The organism is Ruegeria sp. CDSC054 (assembly GCF_059610645.1).
Genome location: NZ_JBXWOA010000001.1, coordinates 504,281 through 526,867, shown reverse-complemented (window position 1 = coordinate 526,867; position 22,587 = coordinate 504,281). Strand labels below are relative to the sequence as shown.

Below are 22,587 nucleotides of genomic sequence, written 5' to 3'. Positions count from 1 at the left end.
ACCACAGGTAAATCTGCGTTGATCCGAAATGAAATGAGGGCGCCATGCGCATTGCACGAGACCTTGCCGACGCAGTCGGAAAAACCCCGCTGATCCGCCTGCGTCGCATCAGCGAAGAGACCGGGTGCGAGATTCTCGGCAAGGCCGAATTCATGAACCCCGGCCAGTCGGTCAAGGATCGTGCGGCGCTCTACATCATCCGCGATGCCGTCGCGCGCGGTGACCTGAAACCGGGCGGCACCATTGTCGAAGGCACGGCAGGTAACACCGGGATCGGTCTGGCGCTTGTTGGCGCGTCGATGGGATTCAAGACCGTTATCGTCATCCCTGAAACGCAGTCCGAAGAGAAAAAGGACATGCTGCGACTGGCAGGTGCTCAGTTGGTTCAGGTTCCGGCCGCACCGTATCGCAACCCCAACAATTTTGTGCATTACTCGCGCCGTCTGGCCGAAGAACTGGCGCAGACCGAGCCCAACGGTGCGATCTGGGCCAACCAGTTCGACAATGTGGCGAACCGTCAGGCACATGTGGAAACGACCGGTCCCGAAATCTGGGAACAGACCGATGGCAAAGTTGACGGGTTCGTCTGTGCCGTGGGCTCGGGCGGTACATTGGCGGGCGTAGCGGACGCGCTTCAGCCCAAAGGTGTCAAGATCGGTCTGGTCGATCCGATGGGGGCGGGGCTGTATTCGTTCTACACCACCGGCGAAATCGCGATGGAGGGCGGCTCGATCGCCGAAGGCATCGGTCAGGTGCGCATCACCAAGAACCTTGAAGGCTTCAAGCCAGATTTTGCCTATCAGATGACGGATAACGAGGCGCTGCCTTACATCTTTGATCTGCTGCGCGATGAAGGCCTGGTCATGGGCGGATCAACCGCCATTAACATGGCTGGTGCGGTGCGCCTGGCCAAAGATCTGGGACCGGGCCACACCATCGTCACCATCCTGTGTGATTATGGCACCCGCTATCAGTCCAAGCTGTTCAACCCGGACTTCCTGCGTGAAAAGGAATTGCCTGTCCCGGACTGGATGACCGAAGCTCCGCGCAGCATCCCCGGCGTTTTTGAGGACGTGTGATGCTGCGGCAGGTTCGCCTGTTTCTGACCCTTGTCGCAGTATGTATTGCGATGCTGTGCGGCCCCGCTGCCGCGCAGCTTACAGATCGTCAAAGCGAATATTATCAGGGCTGGGTCAAAACGGCGGACCGTGCCGAGACGGTGATCGAGGCCGATCGCGCGTCGAACGCGTCGCTCGAAAACCTGCGCGCCGAGATCAACGAATACCGGGACGATTTCAACCGGGCACGCGGTGCAAACACCGAACGTATCCAGACGCTTGAAAATCAGATCAAGGCTCTTGGTGCAGCGCCCGAAGGCGACGCGACCGAACCGGAAGACATTGCCACACTACGAAAGCACCTAGACGAGCAGCTGAACAGTTTGCGCGTCCCGCAGATCATCTCGGAAGAGGCATTCAGCCGGGCCAATGGCCTTATTTCCGAGATAGACAAACTATTGCGGGACCGTCAGGCGAAAGAACTTTTAGAGCGCGGACCGTCGCCCCTGAACCCCACCCATTGGCGGCCTGCTTGGGTTGATGTGAACGAAGCTGCGCAAGCGTTGTTCAACGAAGCCCGGCGGAACCTGAGAACTGACGTCGTTCATGAACGTTTGCGTTCCCGTGGCCTAGGTATTCTGGCTTTGGTGTTCGTTGCTGGTGTTCTGCTGTTTTACGGCAAGCGCTGGTCGGAAGCCGCTGGTGCGCGTTTGCGAGCCCTGGGAGGGCAGGGAAGTGGCGTATGGACGTTCCTGACCTCGTTGCTGCGCATTATCCTCCCCTGGTTCGGCGTCTGGCTTCTGGTTCAGGCTGTTGTGATGACAGGCGTTCTGGGGCTGCGCGGGACGCTGTTGATGGAAAACGTGCCCTATTGGGCGGCGATCATCCTGTATTATGACTGGATTGGCCGACAGGTTTACGTGCTGCAAGCGGCGCAGGGGTTCAAAAAACTGTCCCGCCAGAAAGTCACTGAGTTACGCGTCTACCTCGACTTTCTTGCCGGGCTCCTGATCCTGCATGAACTGGTGAACCTGTTCGATCAGATCGAAAATATCTCGGATGCGACGCGCGCCGTCGTCGCCTTTCCGGTCATCGTCGCAACAGCTTTGATTCTTCTTCGCGTCCGTCGCGTCCGCAGCGTTGATGTCCCGGTCGATGCAGGTGAGCCGTCCGAAACGGCCCGTGCTGCCGGGTTCAGCCAACTGGTTGAGTTCATTCGACGCGCTTTGTTCTTCCTGGGGATCGCCAGCCCGATTTTAGCGATGCTGGGGTATACGAATGCGGCTGAGGCAATCGTTTTCCCGGCCGTGCGTTCATTGGTTCTTATTGCAGCGCTGGTCATCGTCCAACGCTTCCTGACGTCTGTTTACGGCTGGCTCGGCGGGCAGGGCGATAAGGCCAAGGACTCGCTGTTTTCGGTTCTCATCGGCTTTGCAATGGCCATTCTGGCTATGCCCGTGCTCGCGCTGTATTGGGGTGCGCGTCAAACCGACCTGCAGGAAGTCTGGTCGCGCCTGCTGCAGGGGTTTGACATTGGCGGGGTAACCATCTCGCCCAGCAACTTCTTTACGTTCCTTGTCATATTTGCCATCGGCTATGGCCTGACGCGGATGCTGCAAAGCGGGCTGCGCAATTCTCTGTTGCCAAAGACCAGCATTGATCCAGGCGGGCAAAACGCGATTGTTTCGGGCACCGGGTATGTCGGTATTTTCCTGGCCGCGCTGGTTGCGATAACGATTGCCGGTTTCAACCTGTCATCGCTGGCTATTGTTGCCGGTGCGTTGTCAGTCGGGATCGGCTTTGGTCTGCAGACCATCGTGTCGAATTTTGTGTCGGGCATTATCCTTTTGGTCGAACGCCCAATCTCGAAAGGGGATTGGATCGACGTGAATGGGATGATGGGGTACGTCCGTGATATTTCCGTCCGGTCCACGCGGATCGAGACGTTTGACCGCACGGATGTGATCGTTCCGAACTCGGACCTGATCAGCGGCGTTGTCACGAACTATACACGCGGCAATACGATCGGGCGGGTGATTGTGCCGGTCGGCGTCGCCTATGGGACTGATACCCGAATGGTGGAGAAGATTCTGGGCGAAATCGCGAATTCACACCCGATGGTTCTGGCGAATCCAGCGCCCAGTGTGGTGTTCCAGGGGTTTGGCGCAGATTCGCTGGACTTTGAAATCCGGGCCATCCTGCGCGATGTGAACTGGGTGCTGTCAGTCAAATCCGACATGAACCACGAGATCAACCAGCGCTTTGTCGAAGAGGGGATCGAAATCCCGTTTGCACAGCGCGATCTCTGGTTGCGTAACCCCGAGGTGTTGCAGGGCAGCGAAGCCCAACCCAGCGAGAACACCGACGAAATACCGTCGGCAAAGCCATCCACAAATCCCGTCGAGATGACCGAGGGCGATTTGGCTGATGGTGACGGCGACGAGATTTAAACGCCTTTGCAAGGCTTTCGATTTCAGGTGAAATTTCACCTCAATGGGGCCTTGCAAATCCCTCGGCGATAGTTCAAATAACGCCGGCACGGAGAGGTGGCCGAGTGGTCGAAGGCGCACGCCTGGAAAGTGTGTAGGCGGGAGACCGTCTCCAGGGTTCGAATCCCTGTCTCTCCGCCACAATCCCCTATCAACATTCATCCAGCCGCGTTTGGACGTGAATCCGTCAACCCCTGGATTTCGACCAGCGCAGAAGTAGGTTGGCCGCGACTGGCGCGCCGATGATCACGACGACAATGCGCGCCAGGTGGTGTGTGACCACATAGCCCAGATCCGCCCCTGATACGATGGCCAGCACTGTCATCTCTGCCTGACCGCCCGGTGCAAAAGCTAGAAAGGCTTCGACCGGATGGCCCAGCCCCAGCGTGGTGACCACTGCCGTGAAAGCAGCGGCCAGAACGGCCAGCAAGATCACATAGGTGAACCCAGCCGCCACGACGCGTGTGAGTTCCGACCACGTGACGCCGACGAACTTGACGCCGATCCCACAGCCGATGAAGAATTGGGCGAACAGGATCGCCTCGCGCGGGGGGCGGGTATGGATGAAATCCCCAAGCGATAAGGCCGCTGTCAGGATTAATGGTCCAAGAATCGAGGCACCGAAAAGCCCGATCTTCTCTCCACCTTTCCAGCCGACAAAAGCTGCGACCGCCATGAGTATCAGTTCATGCAAGGGTAGGGCCGAGGCAGGTTCGCCCAACGGGTTGGTCAGTTCGGCACCGTAAAACAAAGTCAGGAACAAAGGGGCAAGGGTGACGATAATCAATACGCGCGTCCCGTGGATCAGCGATAGGGTTCGCGGATTGGCACCGGCCTCGGCTCCAAAGATAACCATGTCCTGAAACCCGCCCGGCATGGCTGCAAAAAACGCAGTTTTGTCGTCAAAGCCCCAGAATTTACGAAAGAACGGCACGCCAACCATTGCAATCAGCAGGATAAATACTGGTATCAGCAAAAGGGACGCCGCCATCTTTGGTAGTTCCGCGAACAGGCTGGGTGTGATCGACGCCCCGACCGCGACGCCAAGTATAGTTCTGGACGCGACCGAGACTTGCCCGAAATCCCGCATGGGTGCGTGTGCCAAAGCGGCAATCAAACACGCTGACATCGGCCCGAACAGAAAGGGCAGCGGCAGGTTTAACGCCCAAAAAACTGCAGTTCCCAACATAGCCAATATCAGCGTGACTGACCGTTGCATCAGCGGCGACAAATGAAGGCTTGAGGCGGTCAAGGATAGTGTCCGATTTCGTTGACTAAGGCATGTATCCAAATGTATACAAAGAGACTCAATATGCAAGATTGAGAATGATGAAAACTCAAGAAGATCCTAATCAGACCGGCCCGCAGGGGAATTCCGCTTATCAGCGCTTGCTAGATGAAATTCGCGAGGGTGTTTTGTTGCCTGGTGAACGGCTGAGAGAGATCGAGCTGTCCGAAAGACTGGGTGTCAGCCGAACACCTGTGCGCGAAGCGATACGGCAACTCGAAGCGGATGGGTTGGTTACGCATGTCCCTAGGCTGGGCGCAACGGTTCGCAGCCTGAGCTATTCGGAAGTCATGGAGCTGTACGAAATGCGCGCCGTACTTGAGGGCACGGCGGCACGTTTGGCGGCACGCTCGGCTTCGGATGTGGAACTGGACGAACTGAATGTCCTGAACAATCGCCTTGCCGAGGCTGGCACCGGTCCGGTGGCCGCCCAGTTGCACCGTATTTTCCACGCCACGCTATTGGATGCCGCCAAAAACCGATTTCTCACAAAGTCGATGCTATCGCTGCAAAAGGCGTTGTTGATATTGGGCCCGTCCCAAATGCTGGACGGTCAGCGCGCGGACGATGCCGCAGGTGAGCATCGCCGTGTGATGGAAGCCTTAAAGGCTCGTGACGGCGACGCAGCCGAGCTGGCGATGCGCGCCCATGTTCATGCGGCACAGCGGATGCGTATCCGCGCGTTGCAGAAACGGGACCGCGCAATTGATCAGGCCTGACCTGAGGAGCTGATTGACCTAGCTCTTGGTCTTAGGTTCCTTCGGCAAACCACTCTTCCCATCCGCAGAAGTCGACGGAAAACCCGGCCATCGTAGAGGTCGTTGTTTAGGCTCTTCCGGTACAAACACTCAGCTGACCACTTTCAAAGGGTTGGCGCCTTCAACCTCGCGGCTGATCTCTTGAACCAGCGCCATCGCGGCAGGGTTTCGGCGCTTAACATGCATACGCGCGACAAAAACGATGGCCGGGGGATCGGGGAATACGCCTTTGATCACCTCTATGTCCGGTGTGACATGCATTCCATTCAACAGGGCGACGCCCAAACCGGACCGCACGGCCGACTGAATGCCATTGGCGCTTGGGCATTCTAATACGTTATCGAAGCGGTGCCCTTGCAGCTGCCCATCTCCGAAGCCCCATTTGCGATAGAAACATTGGCTGTCGAAGGACAGAAAGGGAACAGGTGCTGTCGTATCCAGTTGGAAATCCGGTGATTTTACCCAGTGGAGTGTGTCCTCGAACAGGATCAGGTCATCTGGCCGCGCATCGTGCCGAAAGATTTGCATGACGGCGACATCCAACTCTCCGGCCTTCAACCACTCTTGCACGTTCAGACTTTGACTGGTGCGTGTTCGGACCTGAACGTCCGGGTAAAGCCGTGTGAAACGACCCAATATGCGGGCGATGTCGCTGGTTGCCGTGTCTTCGGTCATGCCCAGCCGGAGTGCGCCGGCCAAGGGTTTCTTGCCCAAACTGGCCAGCGCCTCATCGTGCAGGGCACATATTCGGCGGGCATAGTCGCACAGGCGCAGACCAGTATCCGTGAACAGAGGGCCACCGGGTCGTCGCGCCAGCAGATCGCAGTCCAGGGCTTGCTCTAACCGTCTGATTTTGTGGCTGACTGCCGATTGCGACAGCGCCAGATGCTCGGCCGCGCGCGTCACGCCGCCATGGGTTGCGATAGCCAGAAGGGCGCGCAGGGCGTCAATTTCCAATCGGTCGGTCATTTGCAGCACCATGACAATTTTGGATCACACCATGAATATCATTCATTTGTGTCACATGCGAGCATCGAGTTACCAGTTAGAAAATTCAGCATTCAGGAACCGTCGCATGACAGATCTCGTCTCGGACCACATGGTGATCAAAACCTCGCGGATGGCCGTTGGAACCCATAGGGAAGGCGATCCGGTGATTTTGGTCCACAGCACATTATCTTACATACGGTGCGACGTGCCGCCTGTACGGGCAGCGGCGGGCAACAGGGTACACTTGTTCGATCTGGCGTGTCTTGGTCAGTCCGAACGACCTTGGAATCCGGCGCTTAATGGGTCGGTCACTGATCAGGTTCCCGTCGTTCACAAGTTGCCGAAAAACTGCGGTCAATCCCCGATAAATGATCAGCCCAAACAGACACCCGCGCCGCTGATCAATCTCCTGAAGCGAAAGGGCTGAGCTATGACGGATCAAATCAAAACCCGTGACCGGCGCGGTCTGACGACCGTATTCGAAATCACCGGTTCGGTTCTGGCCATGGCCTATGCATTGTTGATCGCTTCGAATACGGGGGCCGAGTTGGTCGGTTTTGCCCTGTTGTTATTGTCCTCGGGCCTGTTTGCGGCCTGGGCCGTGATTGATCGCCGCTGGACGTTCTTGTTGTTGCAGGGCTTTTATGCGGCCTCGGCGATCATCGGCTTGATCCGGTGGGCATGAACTTCGCATAGGGCAGTTGTGGAAATCTTGTTAGAACAGCCTTATGCGCAATGAAGACAGAATCAAAATCGGCTTTTTGCTGTTCGACGGCTTTCCCATGGCTTGCCTGACCTCGGTGATCGAGCCGTTGCGGGCGGCTAATGAAATCGCCGGGCAAGAGGCGTTCTGCTGGTCGCTGCTGTCCGAGCGCCAACAGAAAATACGATCCAGCGCAGGTGTCCGGTTCGAGGCCGAGCAATCTCTGGCCGACTGCAAGGATATCGACATCTTGTTCCTTCTCAGCAGCCCAACGTCCGGCTTTGATAATACAACCGTTGGCAACGGTGCTCTGCGCAGTCTTGGACGGCATGGCACTGTTTTGGGTGGGATTAGCGGTGGTGTTTTCCCATTGGTCCGGTCCGGGGTGATGGGGGGGCAACCTGTTTCCGTCCATTGGTGCTATGAGGCCGCATTTCTGGCTGAGTTTCCCGAAGTCGACTCGCGTAGCGAGGTGATCGTGAAAACGGCGACACGCTACACTGCAGCCGGTGCCGCTGCCGGGTTCGATCTGGCCCTGCATCTGATCGAGGATCGGCTGGGTGGCGATGTTGCACACGAGGTTGCCTGTTGGTTCCAACATCCGATGATGCGGGGGGCCGGTGTGCGGCAACAGGTTCCGACCACGACCGCGCCGGAAACCGGGGACAGCCTTCCACCGTTGGTGTCGCGCTGCGTCGACCTGTTCGCCGGTCATATGAGCGATCCGATTTCCATCGCAGAGGCCGCACAGCAGATCGGGGTTACGCCGCGCCAGGTGGAACGCGCATTTAAGCAGGCGACGGGCCAAAGCCCCAGCCATTACTATCGCGCCATGCGCATGAAGGCGGCACGGCAGATGGTGGTCTATACCAAAGATCCAATCGCAGACATCGCCGCTGCGATTGGCTATGGTTCAGTGGCGCCGCTTGTGACGCATTATCGGTCGGCCTTTGGGCTAAGCCCCAGCGAAGACCGTCGCAGAATCAACCGCTTCCGTGTCGAAGGTAACGCGCCGCTGCCGTCAGTCTGACGTTGCTTTACAACGCCGACCGCATTGCAGTGACAATGGCATGATGCAACGACCCGGCGGATGAACGGGGGCCATAAATGCTGAACGCCTTATCTGAGTGACAGAGAACAAAGCAGCCAACGTGGTGAATTGAGCAACGAGCGACGTTGCCCGCGTCCATTTTACGAAGATCAAGCATGCACAACAGCTCCAGCACTGCCGGTATTTGATCCCCATTCAGGTCGAACCGTGTCCAACCGTCGGTCTGTTCTGTCACCGACGCGGTATCGCCCAAAGCGGACTTCACCTGATCAGTAAGCTCTTCGTGCGTGTCAAAAGGCGCCTCGATCATCCACTGATCCGGACCGGCCCAAAAGGCGGTGACAGTGTCACCAGCATGTTGGCCGACATTGGGAGCAGGGGCACCGATCAGCTTGGCCAGGGCTTTGCTGGCCTTGGTTTCTTGTCCCATTCGTGCGGCGACAGATGCCAACGCGACGCCCGGAACTTCCAGGCACGTAACCCCGCCAACAGTGTCGACCTGCGGTTCGGACCCGCCCAATGCGGTTATTGCAACTAGATCATGCACGCAGACGCTCTCCTTCGGGGTCAACGAAATGGGCCGATACAATTTCGACTTCGACGGTCAGATCGGTCAATGGGGACACAAGGCGCATTTTCTCGCCCATTCGGTTGGCACCGTCCCTCAAAAGACCCAGCCCGATATTGCTGTTCAGAATGGGCGAATACGCAGCCGAAGTGACATAGCCCTGATCGTGCGCGGCATCCACCGGGCCGGTCGTGTTCATCAAATGGCCACCAGCGGTGACTTTTTCTTCGGGCGATACCGGTTTGATCCCGACCAGCCGCAGGACATCCGGTTCTACCAAGGCCTCTCGTTCGGACAGGGTCGATCCGATGCTGTCTTTCTTTTTCGACACCATCTTACCCAATCCAAGATTCAATGCCGTTGTGGTGCCATTCAACTCGTTGCCGGCCGCGTGGCCCTTTTCGATCCGCATGACGCCCAGCGCTTCGGTGCCGTAGGGGACTACGTCAAATTCTTCGCCGTCGGCCATCAAACGTCGCATAAGGGCGTCGCCATAGCGCGAAGGCACCGCGATTTCGAAGGCCAACTCTCCCGAAAATGAGATCCGGAACAGCCGCGCCCGCAACCCGCCGCAGACCGTAATGTTGCCACAGCCCATGAACGGGAACGCGTCGTTCGAGATGTCGAATTCAGGGTCGACAATCTTTTGCAGCAGCTTGCGCGAATTGGGACCAGCGACAGCATATTGCGCCCAGGATTCGGTGGTCGAGATCAGCTGCACATCCATATCCGGGAACAGGCATTGGCGCACAAATTCCATGTGACGATAGACATTTACCGCGTTGGCCGTGGTCGTTGTGACGACAAAATGATCCTCGGCCAGACGCGCGGCTGTGCCATCATCCATCACCATGCCGTCTTCGCGAAGCATCAGGCCATAGCGGGTTTTTCCCACGGGAAGCTTGGCGAAACCGTTCGCGTAGACGCGGTTCAGGAAATCAGCCGCGTCCGCACCCTGGACGTCGATCTTGCCCAGTGTCGTACAGTCGCACACCCCGACGGAGGCGCGGGTCTGACGGACCTCGCGATCCACGGACTCGCGCCAATGTGTTTCGCCCGGAAGGGGGAACCACTGCGCGCGCAGCCAGTTGCCGACCTCGACAAACACAGCGCCCCGTTCCTTGGCCCAATAATGCGAGGGCGTCAGGCGCGTGGGGTGGAATTCTTGTCCCTTCATCCGACCGGCGAAAGTGCTGATCGGAACAGGCGTGTAGGGCGGGCGGAAAATGGTTGTTCCTGTTTCGGGGATCGTCTTTCCGGCCACCTCGGCCATGATCGCCAATGCGCTGGTGTTCGAGGTCTTGCCCTGATCAGTCGCCATGCCCAGCGTGGTATAGCGTTTCAGGTGTTCAACTGACCGGAACCCTTCCTGATAGCTGAGTTTGACGTCTTTGACGGTCACGTCATTTTGCTGGTCCAGCCATGCGCGTTTGCAGCCTTCGACATACCAGAACGGTTTCTGCGCGATCGGAGTATCCTCGGCCTCGGGCAAGACAGGCTGAGCAACGCTCAGCTCCAGCGCTGCCGCGGCAGCCTCGGCACCGGATTGCAATGCACCTTGCGTAGACATCACTCCGTTCGCTGCGCCCGCGACAGTCAATCCGACGGGCAGATTTGAACCGGGCACAAAGGCGGCCAGATCGTTGTTCCAGACCGGACGCCCGCGCTGATGGCAGGTCAGGTGCACATTCGGGTTCCACCCCCCCGAAACGCCCAGCGCGCCGCAATCCAGCGTGCGGGTCGAGCCGTCGGGCAGGGCAACTTCGACAAAGGTGAGACCAAGACGCCCCTTGGTATTCACAACCTGAGCGCCGCTCAGGACTTCGTAATCGTAGTTGACCGGAGCATCCTCACGTACGTCGACAATGGCGCAAATGTGAACGCCCTTGGCATGCAGGTCGGCGGCGGTGCGATGACCGTCGTCGTTGTTGGTGAAGATCGCCACGCGCTGAGAGGCTGTGGCCGCGAACCGATTGGCATAGGTTCGCAACGCGCTGGACATCATGATGCCGGGGCGGTCGTTGTTTTCGAACGCAATCGGACGCTCGGTCGCGCCAACACACAGCAAGGCCTTCTTGGTGTAGATACGCCACAGGATCTGGCGCGGCTTACCGGCGGGCAGGGTGGCCACGTGATCTCCGGTCCGTTCTACAGCGCCATAAATGCCATGGTCGAACGCGCCGATGACGGTTGTTCTGGCCATCAAGCGGACATTGGGCATACTTGACAGTTCGGCGACAGCCTGCGCGGCCCAGTCGCTGGCGCTTTGGTCGTCGACCGAGAATGTCTCGCTGTTCAGACGTCCGCCGAACCGAAAGTCTTCATCTGCCAGGATAACGTCGGCACCCGCGCGCCCTGCGGTCAGGGCTGCCATCAAGCCCGATGGACCGGCACCGATGATCAGCAGATCACAGTGGCGGAACCCTTTGTCATATTCGTCGGGGTCAGCCTCCATCGACAAAGAGCCAAGGCCAGCGGCGCGGCGAATGATCGGCTCATAGATTTTTTCCCAAAAAGCGGCCGGCCACATGAAGGTCTTGTAGTAGAACCCGGCGGACAGGAAATTCGAGAACAGGTCGTTTACGCCAAGCGCATCGAATTTCAGGCTGGGCCAACGGTTCTGCGATTGCGCCTCAAGCCCGTCAAACATCTCGGTCGTTGTGGCCCGTGTGTTGGGTTCCTGCCGGTTGCCAGAGCGCAGCTCGACAATGCCGTTGGGTTCCTCGGATCCGGCGGTCAGAAGGCCGCGTGGGCGGTGATACTTGAACGAGCGTCCGATCAACCGCACGTCATTGGCCAGCAAAGCCGAAGCCAGTGTATCGCCGGGATGGGCGGTATAGTTGCGGTTGTCGAACCGAAAGTTAACAGTGGTGTTGCGGTCGATCTGGCCACCGCCCAGCCTGTTGGATTGCGTCATTTGGATCGCCCCCGCGCGCGGGCCACATCGCGGGCCAGTTCTACCTTAGAAATCTCATGAGTGGTGGTGTCGCGGGTCACGACCAGCCAGGATCGGTCGCCAGCCTCGTGATACCAGAGTTCTTGATGCTCGCCTGCGGGATTGTCGCGCAAGTAGCCGTATTCATAGAACGCGTCCGCCGCGTTATCGGCCCGCCAATCAGGACGGTTGATCAGTGATGCGTCACCCAGATAGGTGAATTCAGATGCGTCGCGCGGGCCCAGAAGGGGATGGTTGATAATCATTCTCGTGCTCCCCTCAATGCAGGTTGGGCTGATTGCCCACGCCTTTTTCGTCGATCATCCGGCCCGTGCGGAACCGGTCGAGACGATAGGCTGTGGCGGTAGAGTGCGGTTCGTCCTTCGCCAACAGATGCGCAAAACAGTAACCGGACGCCGGGGTCGCCTTGAACCCGCCGTAACACCATCCGCCGTTGAAATAGAGACCCTCGACCGGCGTGCGGTCGATTATGGGTGAGCCATCCATCGACATGTCCATAACACCACCCCACATGCGCAGCAGGCGGGCACGCCCGATCATCGGCATCAATGAGACGCCGCCTTCGCAGACATCTTCGACCACCGGCAGGTTCCCGCGTTGCGCATAGGTGTTGTAACCGTCGATGTCGCCGCCAAAGACCAACCCACCTTTGTCGGACTGGCTGACATAGAAATGTCCGGCCCCATAGGTGATGACGCTGGGCAGAACCGGCTTCAGACCCTCGGACACAAACGCCTGTAACACGTGGCTTTCGATCGGTAGGCGCATGCCCGCCATGCCCATCACCCGGCCCGAGTTTCCGGCAACAGCGCAGCCGACTTTGTTAGCCCCGATAAAGCCCTTTGAGGTCTCGACGCCCAGGCATTTGCCGTTCTCGATACGCAGTCCGGTGACTTCGCAATTCTGGATGATGTCGACACCGTGGCTGTCCGCGGACCGGGCAAAGCCCCAGGCCACGGCATCGTGGCGCGCGGTGCCGCCCCGCCGCTGGGCCAGACCGCCTTTGATCGGGAAACGCGCGTCGTCGAAATTCAGATAGGGGTGTTCTTTGCGCACCTGATCGGCATCCAGCAATTCGGCATCTGCACCGTGCAGGATCATCGCATTGCCGCGCCGCGTATAAGCGTCGCGCTGACCATCCGTGTGGAACAGGTTGAGTATTCCGCGCTGGCTCATCATGGCGTTGTAGTTCAGGTCTTGTTCAAGCCCTTCCCACAATTTCATCGAGAATTCATAGAACGGCTCATTCCCGTCCAGCATGTAGTTCGAGCGGACGATCGTTGTGTTCCGCCCGACATTGCCTCCGCCGATCCAGCCCTTTTCGACAACCGCGACATTGCGATGACCGTAGACCTTCGACAGATAATGGGCCGTCGCCAGCCCATGACCACCACCGCCTATGACGATAATGTCGTAATGAGTTTTGGGTTCGGGGTCACGCCAGACCGGTTTCCACCCTTTGTGGCCGGTAAGCGCCTCTTTGATGACTCGAAAGCCTGAATATCGCATGAATCGGACCTTTTTTGCCAGAATTAACTATTTTCCTGCTCAGCGATATCCTCAGATGCGACATTGGTGTGTCTGAATCAGACCCTTTGCTGTGCCGAGCCGGGAACCAATTGTGAAAACCATGATACAAAGGCGTCAACCTCGGGTGATGCGCGCTGCACGGCCAGAAAGTACCCTTCGGCCGCTGGAGCAGTCTCATCGAAAGCACGCGCGACCTGTCCGGTCTGCAGAGCGTGATCAGCGATAAGTGCATTCACCAAGGCCACGCCGTTCCCGGAAGCCGCCAATTGCAAGGCGAGGCCGTAAGAATCGACATAATAGGCCGGGGTATGGATTTTATGACCGGTGACTTCCGCCCAGGTTGACCAGTTGTCTGACGTTCCCACGGCCTCGATCAACGGCAAGTCCTGAAAAGCGCCAACCAAGCCAGGTGCTTTTACCGCAATCAGGTCATTTGGTCGTAAGGGCATTGCATCCCGTCCAACCTGTTTTTCCGACCCGAACCGGATTTCGACATCGGCGCGCAGGGCCGAGTATTCATCGGGCCAGATCGTGCTGACAAAGCGAATGGACGTGTCTGGGTTTTGGTCGCGAAACTGGGGCAGGGCAGGGGAAATCAACCATTCGATGATGCTGATCGACGCCGCAACAGTGACGTGTCTGGCCCGTTCCTCTGCCAAATACGGAGAGGCGGCGGATTGCAGCAATTGCAGTGCGGCTTCGACTTGCGGCAGCAGCTTTCGCCCTTCATCCGTCAAGGAAAGACCGCGCGGGTGCCGATGAAACAGGACGACGCCAAGCCGGGATTCCAGCGACCTGATTTGCTGGCTTACGGCGGATTGGGTCAATCCGATTTCATCCGCCGCAGCTGTTGAGCTCAACCTTCGGGCCGCGGCCTCGAACGACCTGAACCATGTAAGGGGGGGCAGTGTTTTGGGCATGTGCAACCGACCTAGTAGCTTTGTTAATACCTAAGACCCAACTTCTTTCGTTTGTCAAAGTGCCGGCCAATCAAAGATATTTCTCGTACTCAAGATTGGGGGATAACGTGCAGCCGGAAATTCGTAAAATAGTGACCTTCGACGAAGAAGTGCTGATCGAAGGATATCGCAAAGCCGAACGGCCGTGGCGCATGTTCGCCGTGGCAGCGGTTGTCACGAACCCTTGGGCCGGACGTTTCGTCGAAGATCTGCGGCCTGAAATTTTGGCCTATGGCCCAATTCTGGGCCAAGAATTGACCGACAGGATGATCGCGCTGGCCGGAAGCGGCGAGGCGATTGAGGCTTATGGCAAGGCCGCGGTTGTGGGGTTGGACGGAGAGGTCGAGCATGCTTCGGGCCTGATCCACACGCTGCATTTCGGAAATATCTTCCGGCAGGCAGTTGGCGCCAAGTCCTATCTTTCATTCACCAACACCCGGGGGCCTGCGAACACACCGATCATGGTGCCATTGATGGACAAGAACGATGCAGGCCGCCGGTCGCATTACCTGACGCTGCAATTCGCCATCCCCGATGCGCCCCGTGCGGATGAGATTGTTGTGGTTTTGGGCGGAGCAACCTCGGGCCGTCCGCATCATCGTATTGGCGACCGTTATCAGGACTTGAAGGATCTGGGCCATGACGTGGACAACCCGGCCTCGGTCTGACATCGGCGGGCTCGCCGCGATAGACGAAGGCGAAGGCCCGCTTGTGGTTCTGCTCCATGGCGTTGGCTTGCGGGCCGAAGCCTGGGGCGCACAGATCGATGCGCTGTCTGCCGCCGGGTATCGTGTTCTGTGTCCGGATATGCCCGGGCACGGGGAAACCCCGTTCCAAAGTGCTATTGGGCTGGATGGATACGCCAACCCGATCGCGGCCCGATTGACCGAGCCTGCCGTTCTGATTGGGCATTCCATGGGCGCCTTGATCGCTTTGGACATTGCGGCATCGGGTCATGATCAGGTGAGAGGCATTGCCGCGTTGAACGCAATTTACCGCCGAACCCCCGAAGCGCGCGTGGCTGTTACGACACGCGCGGCGGCGCTGGATGCTGAGGCCATGAACGATCCCACCGTGACTTTGCAGCGTTGGTTTGGCGATCAGGTTTCCGAAGAATGCGAAGCCTGTTCGCGTTGGCTAAAAGATGTCGATCCGAGCGCCTACAAAGCGGCCTATACCGTCTTCGCCGAAAGCGATGGACCGACTAACGCACAACTGGGGCAAATCAAATGCCCGGCACTGTTTATGACGGGCGGGGATGAGCCGAATTCCACACCGGGCATGTCACAGGGCATGGCGCAGAAGGTGACAAATGGGCGTGTCGAAATTGTTCCGAACGCCGCCCACATGATGCCCATGACGCACCCGGCTAACGTTAACGCCAATTTGCTTGAGTTCGTTCGGAGGTGCCTGCCATGACCGAGGTTGATACCCGCGCCCTGCGTGATGCTTTCGGCAACTTCATGACCGGCGTGACGGTTGTGACGACCCGGGATACGTCCGGCAACCCGGTCGGGTTCACGGCGAATTCCTTCACGTCTGTGTCGCTTGATCCGCCCTTGCTGTTGGTCTGTCCCGGCAAGTTTCTGTCCACCCACGATACCTTTGCCGGATGCGCGCACTTTGCGGTGAATGTTCTGGCAGATGGGCAGCAGGGCGTCTCGAACACCTTCGCTAGTTTCAAGGGCGACCGATTTGGTCGGGTGGCGCATAGCGACGGGGCCAATGGCTTGCCGCTGATCGACGGAGCGCTGGCGCAGTTCAGTTGTGAAACGCATCAGGCGCTGCCCGCAGGCGACCACACGGTTCTGATTGGTCGTGTCACAGACTTCACCCATATCGGTGGAAACGGTCTGGGCTACGTTAACGGATCGTACTTCAGTCTTGGACTTGAGCGTGAAATGGACGCGCAGGTTCCAACAATCTGCGGCGCGATTGTCGCGGCGAATGGCAAAGTTCTTCTGGAATGCCACCAAGGCGCATTTCGCCCGGTTCAAATCGCCGGTGCAGAACCCGGGGGGCAACGCAACAGGCTGGCACAGGGCCTTTCCGATCGGGGCATTCAGGCGCAGATCGAACAGGTTTATTCTTCGTTCAACGATGCCGAAACGAACCTGCACTATACGTTCTTTCTGGCGTCCTGCGGTCAGACCACCCAGACGGGCAATGCCAAATGGGTAGATATCGGGGATCTGGCCGGTCTGACCTATGCCAGCAAAAGTTTGCACCACATGATGACCCGCTACGCCCTTGAAGCCCGCGAAGGCGTTTTCGGGCTGTATCTCGGTGACGCTGAGCGCGGCGAAATTCACAGTTTCGGTAAAGGAGCCATTTGATGAAGTTTTCACTGTTTGCCCACGTGGAACGTCTGACGCCGGATCAGCCTCACGATGTGCTTTACGATGAATTCGTGAGCCTTGTAAAAATGGCTGACGATGGTGGCATGCGGGCGGTCTGGACCGGCGAACATCACGGGATGGAATTCACCATTGCGCCGAACCCGTTCCTGTCTCTGGTCGATCTGGCACACCACACGCGCAATGTGCGGTTGGGGACCGGGACGGTAATTGCGCCGTTCTGGCATCCTATCAAACTGGCAGGTGAGGCCGCCGCAGCGGATCAGATGACAAAAGGGCGTATCGAGTTGGGGATCGCGCGCGGTGCGTATTCCTATGAATATGAACGCCTGATGCCGGGAATGGACGCATGGGAAGCTGGGCAGCGCATGCGCGAGTCCACCCCGCTGTTGCCTCAGATCTGGAAGGGCGATTGTTCCCATGAAGGCGAGTTTTATGCGTTTCCGGCCGCAACTTCGGCACCGAAACCATATCAGGAGGACGGCCCGCCAATCTGGATCGCGGCGCGGGACCCAAACAGCCATGAATTCGGCGTTCACAACGGATTCAATATTCAGGTCACCCCACTGTGGCAGGGCATGGAAGAGATCGAGACCCTGATGGCGCGGTTCAACGATGCCTGTGACAGCTACGCGGGGCCGCGCCCCAAGATCATGCTGTTGCACCACACCTATGTCGGAAAAGATGACGACGATGTTGCGCAGGGCGTGCAAAATCTGCGCCGTTACTACAATTACTTTGGTGCATGGTTCATGAACAAACGGCCAGTTGAACAGGGCTTGATCAAGCCGATTACCGAAGCCGAGATGGACGCGAACCCGATGTATACCAAAGAAAATTTGGGCCGTGATCTGACAGTTGGGACCGCCCAACAGGTGATCGACCGGATCAAGCGCTATGAAGATCTGGGTTATGACGAGTTTTCGTTCTGGGTCGACAGCGGCATGACCAACGAACGTAAGCGTGCCTCTTTGGCGCGATTCATCGACGACGTGATGCCGGCATTTCAGTGAGGACCACCATGGGAAACCTACCGCATTTTCAGCTGTTCATTGACGGCGTCTGGACCGAAGGATCAGCCTCGCAGGTGATGACGTCACAGAACCCGGCCACGGGCCAGGGGTGGGCCACATTCGCGTGCGCCGCGCCCAGTGATGTTGAACTCGCCATCGCCGCCGCCAAACGGGTTCTGGATGACCCGGAATGGCGGGATATGACACAGACGCAGCGGGGCAAGCTGCTGTATCGTCTTGCCGATCTGGTGGCAGAAAACGCCAAGCGCCTGGGTGAGTTGGAGACGACCGACAGCGGAAAGCTGTTGGCGGAAACCTCGGCGCAAACCGGATATGTTGCCGATTACTACCGCTACTATGCGGGTCTGGCAGACAAGATCGAAGGCACGGTCCTGCCCATCGACAAGCCTGACATGCATGTCTTTACCTCACGAGAACCGATTGGAGTCGTGGCCGCGATCGTGCCGTGGAATGCCCAGATGTTCCTGACCGCGACCAAGCTGGGCCCGGCGTTGGCTGCCGGGTGTTCCGTGGTGCTGAAAGCATCGGAAATCGCGCCCGCACCCATGCTGGAATTCGCCAAGCTGATTGAACAGGCTGGGTTCCCGTCCGGCGTTGTGTCGGTCATCACCGGTGACGCCGAAAACTGTGCAATTCCACTGACCCGCCATCCTGATGTCGACCGAATTGCTTTTACCGGCGGGCCAGAGACCGCCCGCCATGTGGTGCGAAACTCGGCTGAGAACTTTGCGGTCACGTCATTGGAATTGGGTGGGAAATCCCCGATCCTCGTGTTTGAGGACGCCGATATGGACGGTGCAGCAAACGGTCTGATCGCAGGTAACTTCGGCGCATCCGGTCAGAGTTGTGTGGCGGGTACACGGGGGCTGGTGCATCGGTCAATCCTGGAACCTCTGGTCGAACGGATCGCCGAAAAGGCCAGCGCCATCCGGTTGGGTGATCCTTTGCAGCCCGAAACGCATGTTGGACCGCTTTGCACGGCAGCGCAGGTGCGCAAGATCGAAGAGACCTTGGACAAAGCGCAGGGGCAGGGCGCGACGATCCATTTCGGCGGAGAAACTGCAGACCGTCCCGGAAATTACATGAATCCCACTTTGGTCGAATGCGTGTCACCCGAGACCGAAACCTTGAAGATCGAAATGTTCGGACCTGTCATGTCGTTGCTGCCATTCGATACCGAAGAAGAGGCTATCGCGCTGGCAAACAGCACGCCTTACGGGTTGGGGTCGGGCGTGTTCACGCAGAACCTTGCGCGCGCGCATCGCGTATCAAAACGGATTAGGGCTGGGATCTGCTGGGTGAACACTTATCGCGCGATCTCTCCTATCGCGCCGTTTGGCGGGTTCAATCAGTCGGGATATGGCCGCGAGGCCGGCGTTGAGGCGATCCTGGATTACACCAGAACCAAGACCACCTGGATCAGCACCGCGCAAGAGCCGATGGCGAACCCTTTCATAATGCGCTAAGGATTCGGAAAGGCAGGGATTTCCGGAGGGAGGTGAGGGGCGCATGAAACTGACAAAACCGAACTTCCCACCACCGACCGATGCCGCCGACCGCAAGGCCATTGCCCCAGTAATCTGCTACCCACCGGACTCGTTGCAGCAGCCTGATCTGATTGGTTTGGGCCAACTGCGCGAAGGTGCCGTAAAGGTGGCCGAGGCCACTGCTGCCCCGCGTGACGCGGCTTGCATTGATGTTCCGGCTGGCGCTTTCGTCAGAGTGGTTTCGGTCGACGGTCCTCAGGTTGGCGACCTGAACATGTGGAATAAGCATGACCTGACCGAGCGGTTCTATTCCGGCAAAACCCGCGCGCTGCACGGCACGCACCTATCGACCGGAGACCGGATGTGGTCGAGCTTTCCCAACATGCGACCGATGGCGACGATCGTTGCCGATACTCTGGACTGGTATGGGTTCGATACCTATGGCGGATCGGTCCATGACGTGATTGGCACACGGTGTGATCCGTATACCGGGCGTTTGCTATCGGGGGACGACTATCACTATTGCTGCCACTCGAACCTGACCCGCGCGCTAGCCAGCCATTGCGACCTGCCGCTGCATGAGGCCGAAATGCTGGTGCATGACGTACTGAACGTGTTCATGTGCACCGGATTTACCCGCGACACGGGCCAGTATTTCATGAAGGCCAGCCCGGTGCGGCCTGGCGATTATCTCGAGTTCTATGCCGAGATTGACCTGATCGTCGGCCTGTCTGCTTGCCCCGGCGGGGATTGTTCGTCGGAACATTCTTCGGATGCCGCTGCCTGCCATCCGTTGGTGATGGAGGTCTATGATCCCGGCGAGAAAGCGCGTGCGGCGCATGTGCAACCGGATCGATCAAAATATGACCGCACGCACGGAACCGGTTAACGAGTCAGGCGCTGACCCAAACGGGTTAACATTCTGCAGCACATGTCCAACTGTTCGATTTCAAGAAACTCGTCCGCCTTGTGGGCCTGAGCGATCGAACCCGGCCCGCAGACGATCGCGTGAACGCCCAGTTTCTGGAACAACCCGGCCTCGGTCGCAAAGGCGACAACACCAGTGCCGTTCGCGCCTGTTAGCTCAGCCACCAAATCACGGGCCGCGTTTTCTTCCATGGGTTCAAGGCCTTCGACCTCGGCGATAGCCTCTTGCGTGATGCTCGAGTCGCTGTGGACCGCTTGCATTTCCGGCAACAGTGAATGCTGTACGTAGTCCGAAAGGGTCTTTTTGACGAGGTCGGCGTCGCTTGCTTGCACGGGCCGCATCTCCCACAAGACCTCGGCCTTGCTGGCTATGACGTTATGGGCAACGCCGCCTGAAATTTGGCCGATATTGACCGTCGTCCAAGGCGGCTCGAACCGGCTGTCGGCGGGTGCGCGGGACTTGAGGATATGGCGCAGCTCCAGCAGTTTGCCGATGTATCGCGCGGCATACTCCGCAGCATTCACCCCGTCATCGGGGGCAGAGCTGTGTCCCTCTAACCCGGTAAAGCGAGTTGTATATTCAAAGCAGCCCTTGTGCCCCTCAATCACGCGCATCTCAGTCGGTTCGCCGATAATCGCGATGTCCGGAACGATGCCGCGTTCGGACAAGTCATCGACCAGCGCTTGCGCACCAAGGCAGCCGACTTCCTCATCGTAAGTAAAGGCAAAGTGCAGCGGCTGGGTCAGCTTCCCGACATCCAGCGTTTCGCCGAAAGCCACCGCCGCAGCGATAAAGCCCTTCATGTCGCACGTGCCGCGACCGTAGAGTTTGCCGTCATTTTCAGCCATCTGGAACGGATCGGTCGTCCAGTCCTGATCGGCCACCGGTACCACGTCCGTATGGCCGGACAAAAGGATGCCGCCGGGTTGATCCGGCCCGACGGTGGCAAACACGTTGGCCTTTGCCCCGGTCTTGTCTCGAGTGACGATACACCTCGCACCGAATGCCTCGAGCCGTTCGGTCAGGTAGTTGATCATTTCCAGATTCGAATCCGCAGATACCGTCTCAAAAGCAATCAGGTCGGCCAGTATTTCCATGGTTCTAGGTAAAGTCATGGCTTCACAAACAGCTTTCTGGGGCGGTTGCAGAAACATTCGGCGGGACCCGACTCAGTGATTAGGATCGGCTCGGTGATCTCCAACCCCCAATCGTCCATCCAGAGGCCGGGCATGAAGTGAAAGGTCATGCCGGGTTCCAGTACGGTCTCGTCCTCGGGTCGCAGGGAAATCGTGCGTTCGCCCCAATCGGGTGGGTAGCTGAGGCCAATCGGATAACCGCATCGCGCGCCGCGCTTGATACCCGCCCGTTCCAGCGGGTCAGCTAGAGCCAACGCGATATCACGCGCCTGATTGCCGGCCCGCGCGGCCTCTAGTCCCGCTTCAAGCCCTTCTACCAGGGCGGCTTCAGCACGAAGCAAATAGTCGGGTGGCTTACCCAAAAAGACCGAGCGGCAGAAGGGCGCGTGGTAACGGCGATAGCATCCTGACAGTTCGAAAAATGTACACTCTCCGGATTTGAATGGTTCACCGTCCCAAGTCAGGTGCGGTGCGGCGGCATCCGGGCCGGACGGGAGCAGCGGCACAATGGCCGCGTAATCGCCCCAATCCTCGCCAACTCCGGTGACTGCGTCATGGTAGATTTGCGCGACGAGGTCGTTCTTGCGCATACCCGGTTCGATGCGCTCCAATACGCCGTCGGTCACATGCTCGGATATCCGCGCAGCTTTTCGCATTAGCGCAATTTCCTCATCGGATTTCACGGCACGCTGCCAGTTCACCAATGTGTTTGCGTCGACCAGCTCTGCGTCGGGCAACTCTGCCAGCAAAGTCAGGTGCGCTTTGGCTGAATAATAATAATTGTCCAACTCGACACCGATCCGCCCCTTCGCGATACCAGTATCCGCAATCAGCGCTGCCAGATCCTGCATGGGGTGACGCACGGTGGATTGTACGTATTCGTCCGCATAGCCGTGGATCCGGTCATTGGACATCCAAACAGTTTTACGCGCGCCGTTGGCATCCTGATTTCGGCCCCACCAGATCGGGTCGGCATCCTGAAGCACAAGTACCCCTTGATGCACATAGAACGACCAGCCCTCATAGCCCGTCAGCCATGCCATGTTTGAAGGATCTTCGACAAACAAAGCATCCAACCCGGCGGCTGCCATGGCGGCGCGGGTCTTTGCCAATCTGCGGTCGTACTCGGCGCGGCTGAAGGCCGGATCTGAATGGGGCATTTTAGGCTCCTGCCTTGGGCGAGTTTTGTTGACAGAACTTGACGAATGCGATCACGTCAATGGGCATCACGGGAAAGACACCAAATTGAGAATCTCACCTACGCCCCATCGCGGCGGCCAAAAGCTGATCAATGG

Annotated in this window: 21 protein-coding genes and 1 tRNA gene; 13 read left to right on the top strand and 9 right to left on the bottom strand. The window is 58.3% G+C overall.

Annotated features, from left to right (window positions below):
• The first annotated feature begins 44 nt into the window (after positions 1-44).
• The 3 genes from AC2FGC_RS02625 to AC2FGC_RS02615 all read left to right on the top strand — a co-directional run bounded on the left by AC2FGC_RS02625 (position 45) and on the right by AC2FGC_RS02615 (position 3,688).
• Positions 45-1,079, top strand: coding sequence for a cysteine synthase A (locus AC2FGC_RS02625; protein WP_496781380.1), 1,035 nt, complete (start codon positions 45-47; stop codon positions 1,077-1,079).
• The gene (locus AC2FGC_RS02620) at positions 1,079-3,508 is read left to right on the top strand and encodes a DUF3772 domain-containing protein (RefSeq protein WP_496722489.1); all 2,430 of its coding nucleotides are present in this window, start codon (positions 1,079-1,081) and stop codon (positions 3,506-3,508) included. Before AC2FGC_RS02625 ends, AC2FGC_RS02620 begins: the two co-directional genes overlap by 1 nt.
• A 90-nt stretch (positions 3,509-3,598) precedes the next feature.
• Positions 3,599-3,688 (top strand) — tRNA-Ser (locus AC2FGC_RS02615).
• A gap of 46 nt (positions 3,689-3,734) precedes the next feature.
• Here AC2FGC_RS02615 and AC2FGC_RS02610 read toward each other — a convergent pair.
• Complete coding sequence (locus tag AC2FGC_RS02610) at positions 3,735-4,766, bottom strand: AbrB family transcriptional regulator (protein WP_496722491.1); 1,032 nt, start codon at positions 4,764-4,766, stop codon at positions 3,735-3,737.
• A gap of 110 nt (positions 4,767-4,876) precedes the next feature.
• Between AC2FGC_RS02610 and AC2FGC_RS02605 the strand changes: the two genes are divergently transcribed.
• On the top strand, positions 4,877-5,554 hold the full coding sequence (locus AC2FGC_RS02605) for a GntR family transcriptional regulator (protein ID WP_496722493.1): 678 nt from the start codon (positions 4,877-4,879) through the stop codon (positions 5,552-5,554).
• Between the two features lie 129 nt (positions 5,555-5,683).
• On the opposite strand, the gene AC2FGC_RS02600 is transcribed toward AC2FGC_RS02605, so the two are convergent.
• A complete protein-coding gene (locus tag AC2FGC_RS02600; RefSeq protein WP_496781379.1) occupies positions 5,684-6,562 on the bottom strand; it encodes a LysR family transcriptional regulator in 879 nt (292 codons plus the stop codon).
• Between the two features lie 106 nt (positions 6,563-6,668).
• Here AC2FGC_RS02600 and AC2FGC_RS02595 point away from each other — a divergent pair, with 106 nt between their 5' ends.
• Genes AC2FGC_RS02595 through AC2FGC_RS02585 form a run of 3 tightly spaced genes read left to right on the top strand, consistent with a single transcriptional unit; the run spans position 6,669 to position 8,316 of the window.
• Complete coding sequence (locus AC2FGC_RS02595) at positions 6,669-7,010, top strand: hypothetical protein (protein ID WP_496781378.1); 342 nt, start codon at positions 6,669-6,671, stop codon at positions 7,008-7,010.
• 3 nt (positions 7,011-7,013) lie between these two features.
• Positions 7,014-7,268, top strand: coding sequence for a hypothetical protein (locus AC2FGC_RS02590; RefSeq protein WP_496781377.1), 255 nt, complete (start codon positions 7,014-7,016; stop codon positions 7,266-7,268).
• Positions 7,269-7,311: 43 nt separating this feature from the next.
• The gene (locus AC2FGC_RS02585; protein ID WP_496722501.1) at positions 7,312-8,316 is read left to right on the top strand and encodes a GlxA family transcriptional regulator; all 1,005 of its coding nucleotides are present in this window, start codon (positions 7,312-7,314) and stop codon (positions 8,314-8,316) included.
• A 7-nt stretch (positions 8,317-8,323) separates the two neighbouring features.
• Here AC2FGC_RS02585 and AC2FGC_RS02580 read toward each other — a convergent pair whose 3' ends face one another.
• The 5 genes from AC2FGC_RS02580 to AC2FGC_RS02560 form a co-directional block, all read right to left on the bottom strand.
• A complete protein-coding gene (locus tag AC2FGC_RS02580; RefSeq protein ID WP_496781376.1) occupies positions 8,324-8,884 on the bottom strand; it encodes a sarcosine oxidase subunit gamma in 561 nt (186 codons plus the stop codon).
• Positions 8,877-11,822 (bottom strand): sarcosine oxidase subunit alpha family protein, encoded by a 2,946-nt coding sequence (locus AC2FGC_RS02575; RefSeq protein WP_496781375.1) that lies wholly within the window; start codon positions 11,820-11,822, stop codon positions 8,877-8,879. The genes AC2FGC_RS02580 and AC2FGC_RS02575 overlap by 8 nt, the downstream gene beginning before the upstream one ends.
• The gene (locus tag AC2FGC_RS02570; RefSeq protein WP_496722507.1) at positions 11,819-12,106 is read right to left on the bottom strand and encodes a sarcosine oxidase subunit delta; all 288 of its coding nucleotides are present in this window, start codon (positions 12,104-12,106) and stop codon (positions 11,819-11,821) included. Before AC2FGC_RS02570 ends, AC2FGC_RS02575 begins: the two co-directional genes overlap by 4 nt.
• Before the next feature lie 13 nt (positions 12,107-12,119).
• Entirely contained in the window at positions 12,120-13,370 is a 1,251-nt protein-coding gene (locus AC2FGC_RS02565) for a sarcosine oxidase subunit beta family protein (RefSeq protein ID WP_496781374.1), read from the bottom strand.
• 77 nt (positions 13,371-13,447) lie between these two features.
• Complete coding sequence (locus tag AC2FGC_RS02560; protein WP_496722511.1) at positions 13,448-14,311, bottom strand: LysR family transcriptional regulator; 864 nt, start codon at positions 14,309-14,311, stop codon at positions 13,448-13,450.
• A 107-nt stretch (positions 14,312-14,418) separates the two neighbouring features.
• Here AC2FGC_RS02560 and AC2FGC_RS02555 point away from each other — a divergent pair, with 107 nt between their 5' ends.
• From AC2FGC_RS02555 to AC2FGC_RS02530, 6 genes are read left to right on the top strand one after another with little or no spacing between them, the layout of a single operon-like run.
• On the top strand, positions 14,419-15,018 hold the full coding sequence (locus AC2FGC_RS02555) for an amino acid synthesis family protein (protein ID WP_109311679.1): 600 nt from the start codon (positions 14,419-14,421) through the stop codon (positions 15,016-15,018).
• Positions 14,990-15,769 (top strand): alpha/beta fold hydrolase, encoded by a 780-nt coding sequence (locus AC2FGC_RS02550; protein ID WP_496722514.1) that lies wholly within the window; start codon positions 14,990-14,992, stop codon positions 15,767-15,769. Before AC2FGC_RS02555 ends, AC2FGC_RS02550 begins: the two co-directional genes overlap by 29 nt.
• Complete coding sequence (locus AC2FGC_RS02545; protein ID WP_496722516.1) at positions 15,766-16,686, top strand: flavin reductase family protein; 921 nt, start codon at positions 15,766-15,768, stop codon at positions 16,684-16,686. Before AC2FGC_RS02550 ends, AC2FGC_RS02545 begins: the two co-directional genes overlap by 4 nt.
• Positions 16,686-17,720 (top strand): LLM class flavin-dependent oxidoreductase, encoded by a 1,035-nt coding sequence (locus AC2FGC_RS02540; protein WP_496722518.1) that lies wholly within the window; start codon positions 16,686-16,688, stop codon positions 17,718-17,720. The genes AC2FGC_RS02545 and AC2FGC_RS02540 overlap by 1 nt, the downstream gene beginning before the upstream one ends.
• A gap of 8 nt (positions 17,721-17,728) precedes the next feature.
• Positions 17,729-19,207, top strand: a complete 1,479-nt coding sequence (locus AC2FGC_RS02535; protein ID WP_496722519.1) for an aldehyde dehydrogenase — start codon at positions 17,729-17,731, stop codon at positions 19,205-19,207.
• Between the two features lie 43 nt (positions 19,208-19,250).
• A complete protein-coding gene (locus AC2FGC_RS02530) occupies positions 19,251-20,117 on the top strand; it encodes an urea carboxylase-associated family protein (RefSeq protein WP_496722521.1) in 867 nt (288 codons plus the stop codon).
• On the opposite strand, the gene argE is transcribed toward AC2FGC_RS02530, so the two are convergent.
• Together argE and AC2FGC_RS02520 are read right to left on the bottom strand one after the other, a co-directional pair.
• Positions 20,114-21,271, bottom strand: a complete 1,158-nt coding sequence (argE, locus tag AC2FGC_RS02525; protein ID WP_496722523.1) for an acetylornithine deacetylase — start codon at positions 21,269-21,271, stop codon at positions 20,114-20,116. The genes AC2FGC_RS02530 and argE overlap by 4 nt on opposite strands.
• The gene (locus tag AC2FGC_RS02520; protein WP_496781373.1) at positions 21,268-22,452 is read right to left on the bottom strand and encodes a M24 family metallopeptidase; all 1,185 of its coding nucleotides are present in this window, start codon (positions 22,450-22,452) and stop codon (positions 21,268-21,270) included. The genes argE and AC2FGC_RS02520 overlap by 4 nt, the downstream gene beginning before the upstream one ends.
• Positions 22,453-22,587: the final 135 nt, after the last annotated feature.

Coding starts and splice junctions, on each gene's coding strand:
- AC2FGC_RS02590 (WP_496781377.1), top strand. CDS start 7,014: ATGACGGATCAAATCAAAACCCGTGACCGGCGCGGTCTGACGACCGTA.
- AC2FGC_RS02560 (WP_496722511.1), bottom strand. CDS start 14,311: ATGCCCAAAACACTGCCCCCCCTTACATGGTTCAGGTCGTTCGAGGCC.
- AC2FGC_RS02625 (WP_496781380.1), top strand. CDS start 45: ATGCGCATTGCACGAGACCTTGCCGACGCAGTCGGAAAAACCCCGCTG.
- AC2FGC_RS02570 (WP_496722507.1), bottom strand. CDS start 12,106: ATGATTATCAACCATCCCCTTCTGGGCCCGCGCGACGCATCTGAATTC.
- AC2FGC_RS02575 (WP_496781375.1), bottom strand. CDS start 11,822: ATGACGCAATCCAACAGGCTGGGCGGTGGCCAGATCGACCGCAACACC.
- AC2FGC_RS02605 (WP_496722493.1), top strand. CDS start 4,877: ATGAAAACTCAAGAAGATCCTAATCAGACCGGCCCGCAGGGGAATTCC.
- AC2FGC_RS02520 (WP_496781373.1), bottom strand. CDS start 22,452: ATGCCCCATTCAGATCCGGCCTTCAGCCGCGCCGAGTACGACCGCAGA.
- AC2FGC_RS02550 (WP_496722514.1), top strand. CDS start 14,990: ATGACGTGGACAACCCGGCCTCGGTCTGACATCGGCGGGCTCGCCGCG.
- AC2FGC_RS02585 (WP_496722501.1), top strand. CDS start 7,312: ATGCGCAATGAAGACAGAATCAAAATCGGCTTTTTGCTGTTCGACGGC.
- AC2FGC_RS02620 (WP_496722489.1), top strand. CDS start 1,079: ATGCTGCGGCAGGTTCGCCTGTTTCTGACCCTTGTCGCAGTATGTATT.
- AC2FGC_RS02530 (WP_496722521.1), top strand. CDS start 19,251: ATGAAACTGACAAAACCGAACTTCCCACCACCGACCGATGCCGCCGAC.
- AC2FGC_RS02595 (WP_496781378.1), top strand. CDS start 6,669: ATGACAGATCTCGTCTCGGACCACATGGTGATCAAAACCTCGCGGATG.
- AC2FGC_RS02540 (WP_496722518.1), top strand. CDS start 16,686: ATGAAGTTTTCACTGTTTGCCCACGTGGAACGTCTGACGCCGGATCAG.
- AC2FGC_RS02535 (WP_496722519.1), top strand. CDS start 17,729: ATGGGAAACCTACCGCATTTTCAGCTGTTCATTGACGGCGTCTGGACC.
- AC2FGC_RS02600 (WP_496781379.1), bottom strand. CDS start 6,562: ATGACCGACCGATTGGAAATTGACGCCCTGCGCGCCCTTCTGGCTATC.
- argE (WP_496722523.1), bottom strand. CDS start 21,271: ATGACTTTACCTAGAACCATGGAAATACTGGCCGACCTGATTGCTTTT.
- AC2FGC_RS02610 (WP_496722491.1), bottom strand. CDS start 4,766: ATGCAACGGTCAGTCACGCTGATATTGGCTATGTTGGGAACTGCAGTT.
- AC2FGC_RS02545 (WP_496722516.1), top strand. CDS start 15,766: ATGACCGAGGTTGATACCCGCGCCCTGCGTGATGCTTTCGGCAACTTC.
- AC2FGC_RS02565 (WP_496781374.1), bottom strand. CDS start 13,370: ATGCGATATTCAGGCTTTCGAGTCATCAAAGAGGCGCTTACCGGCCAC.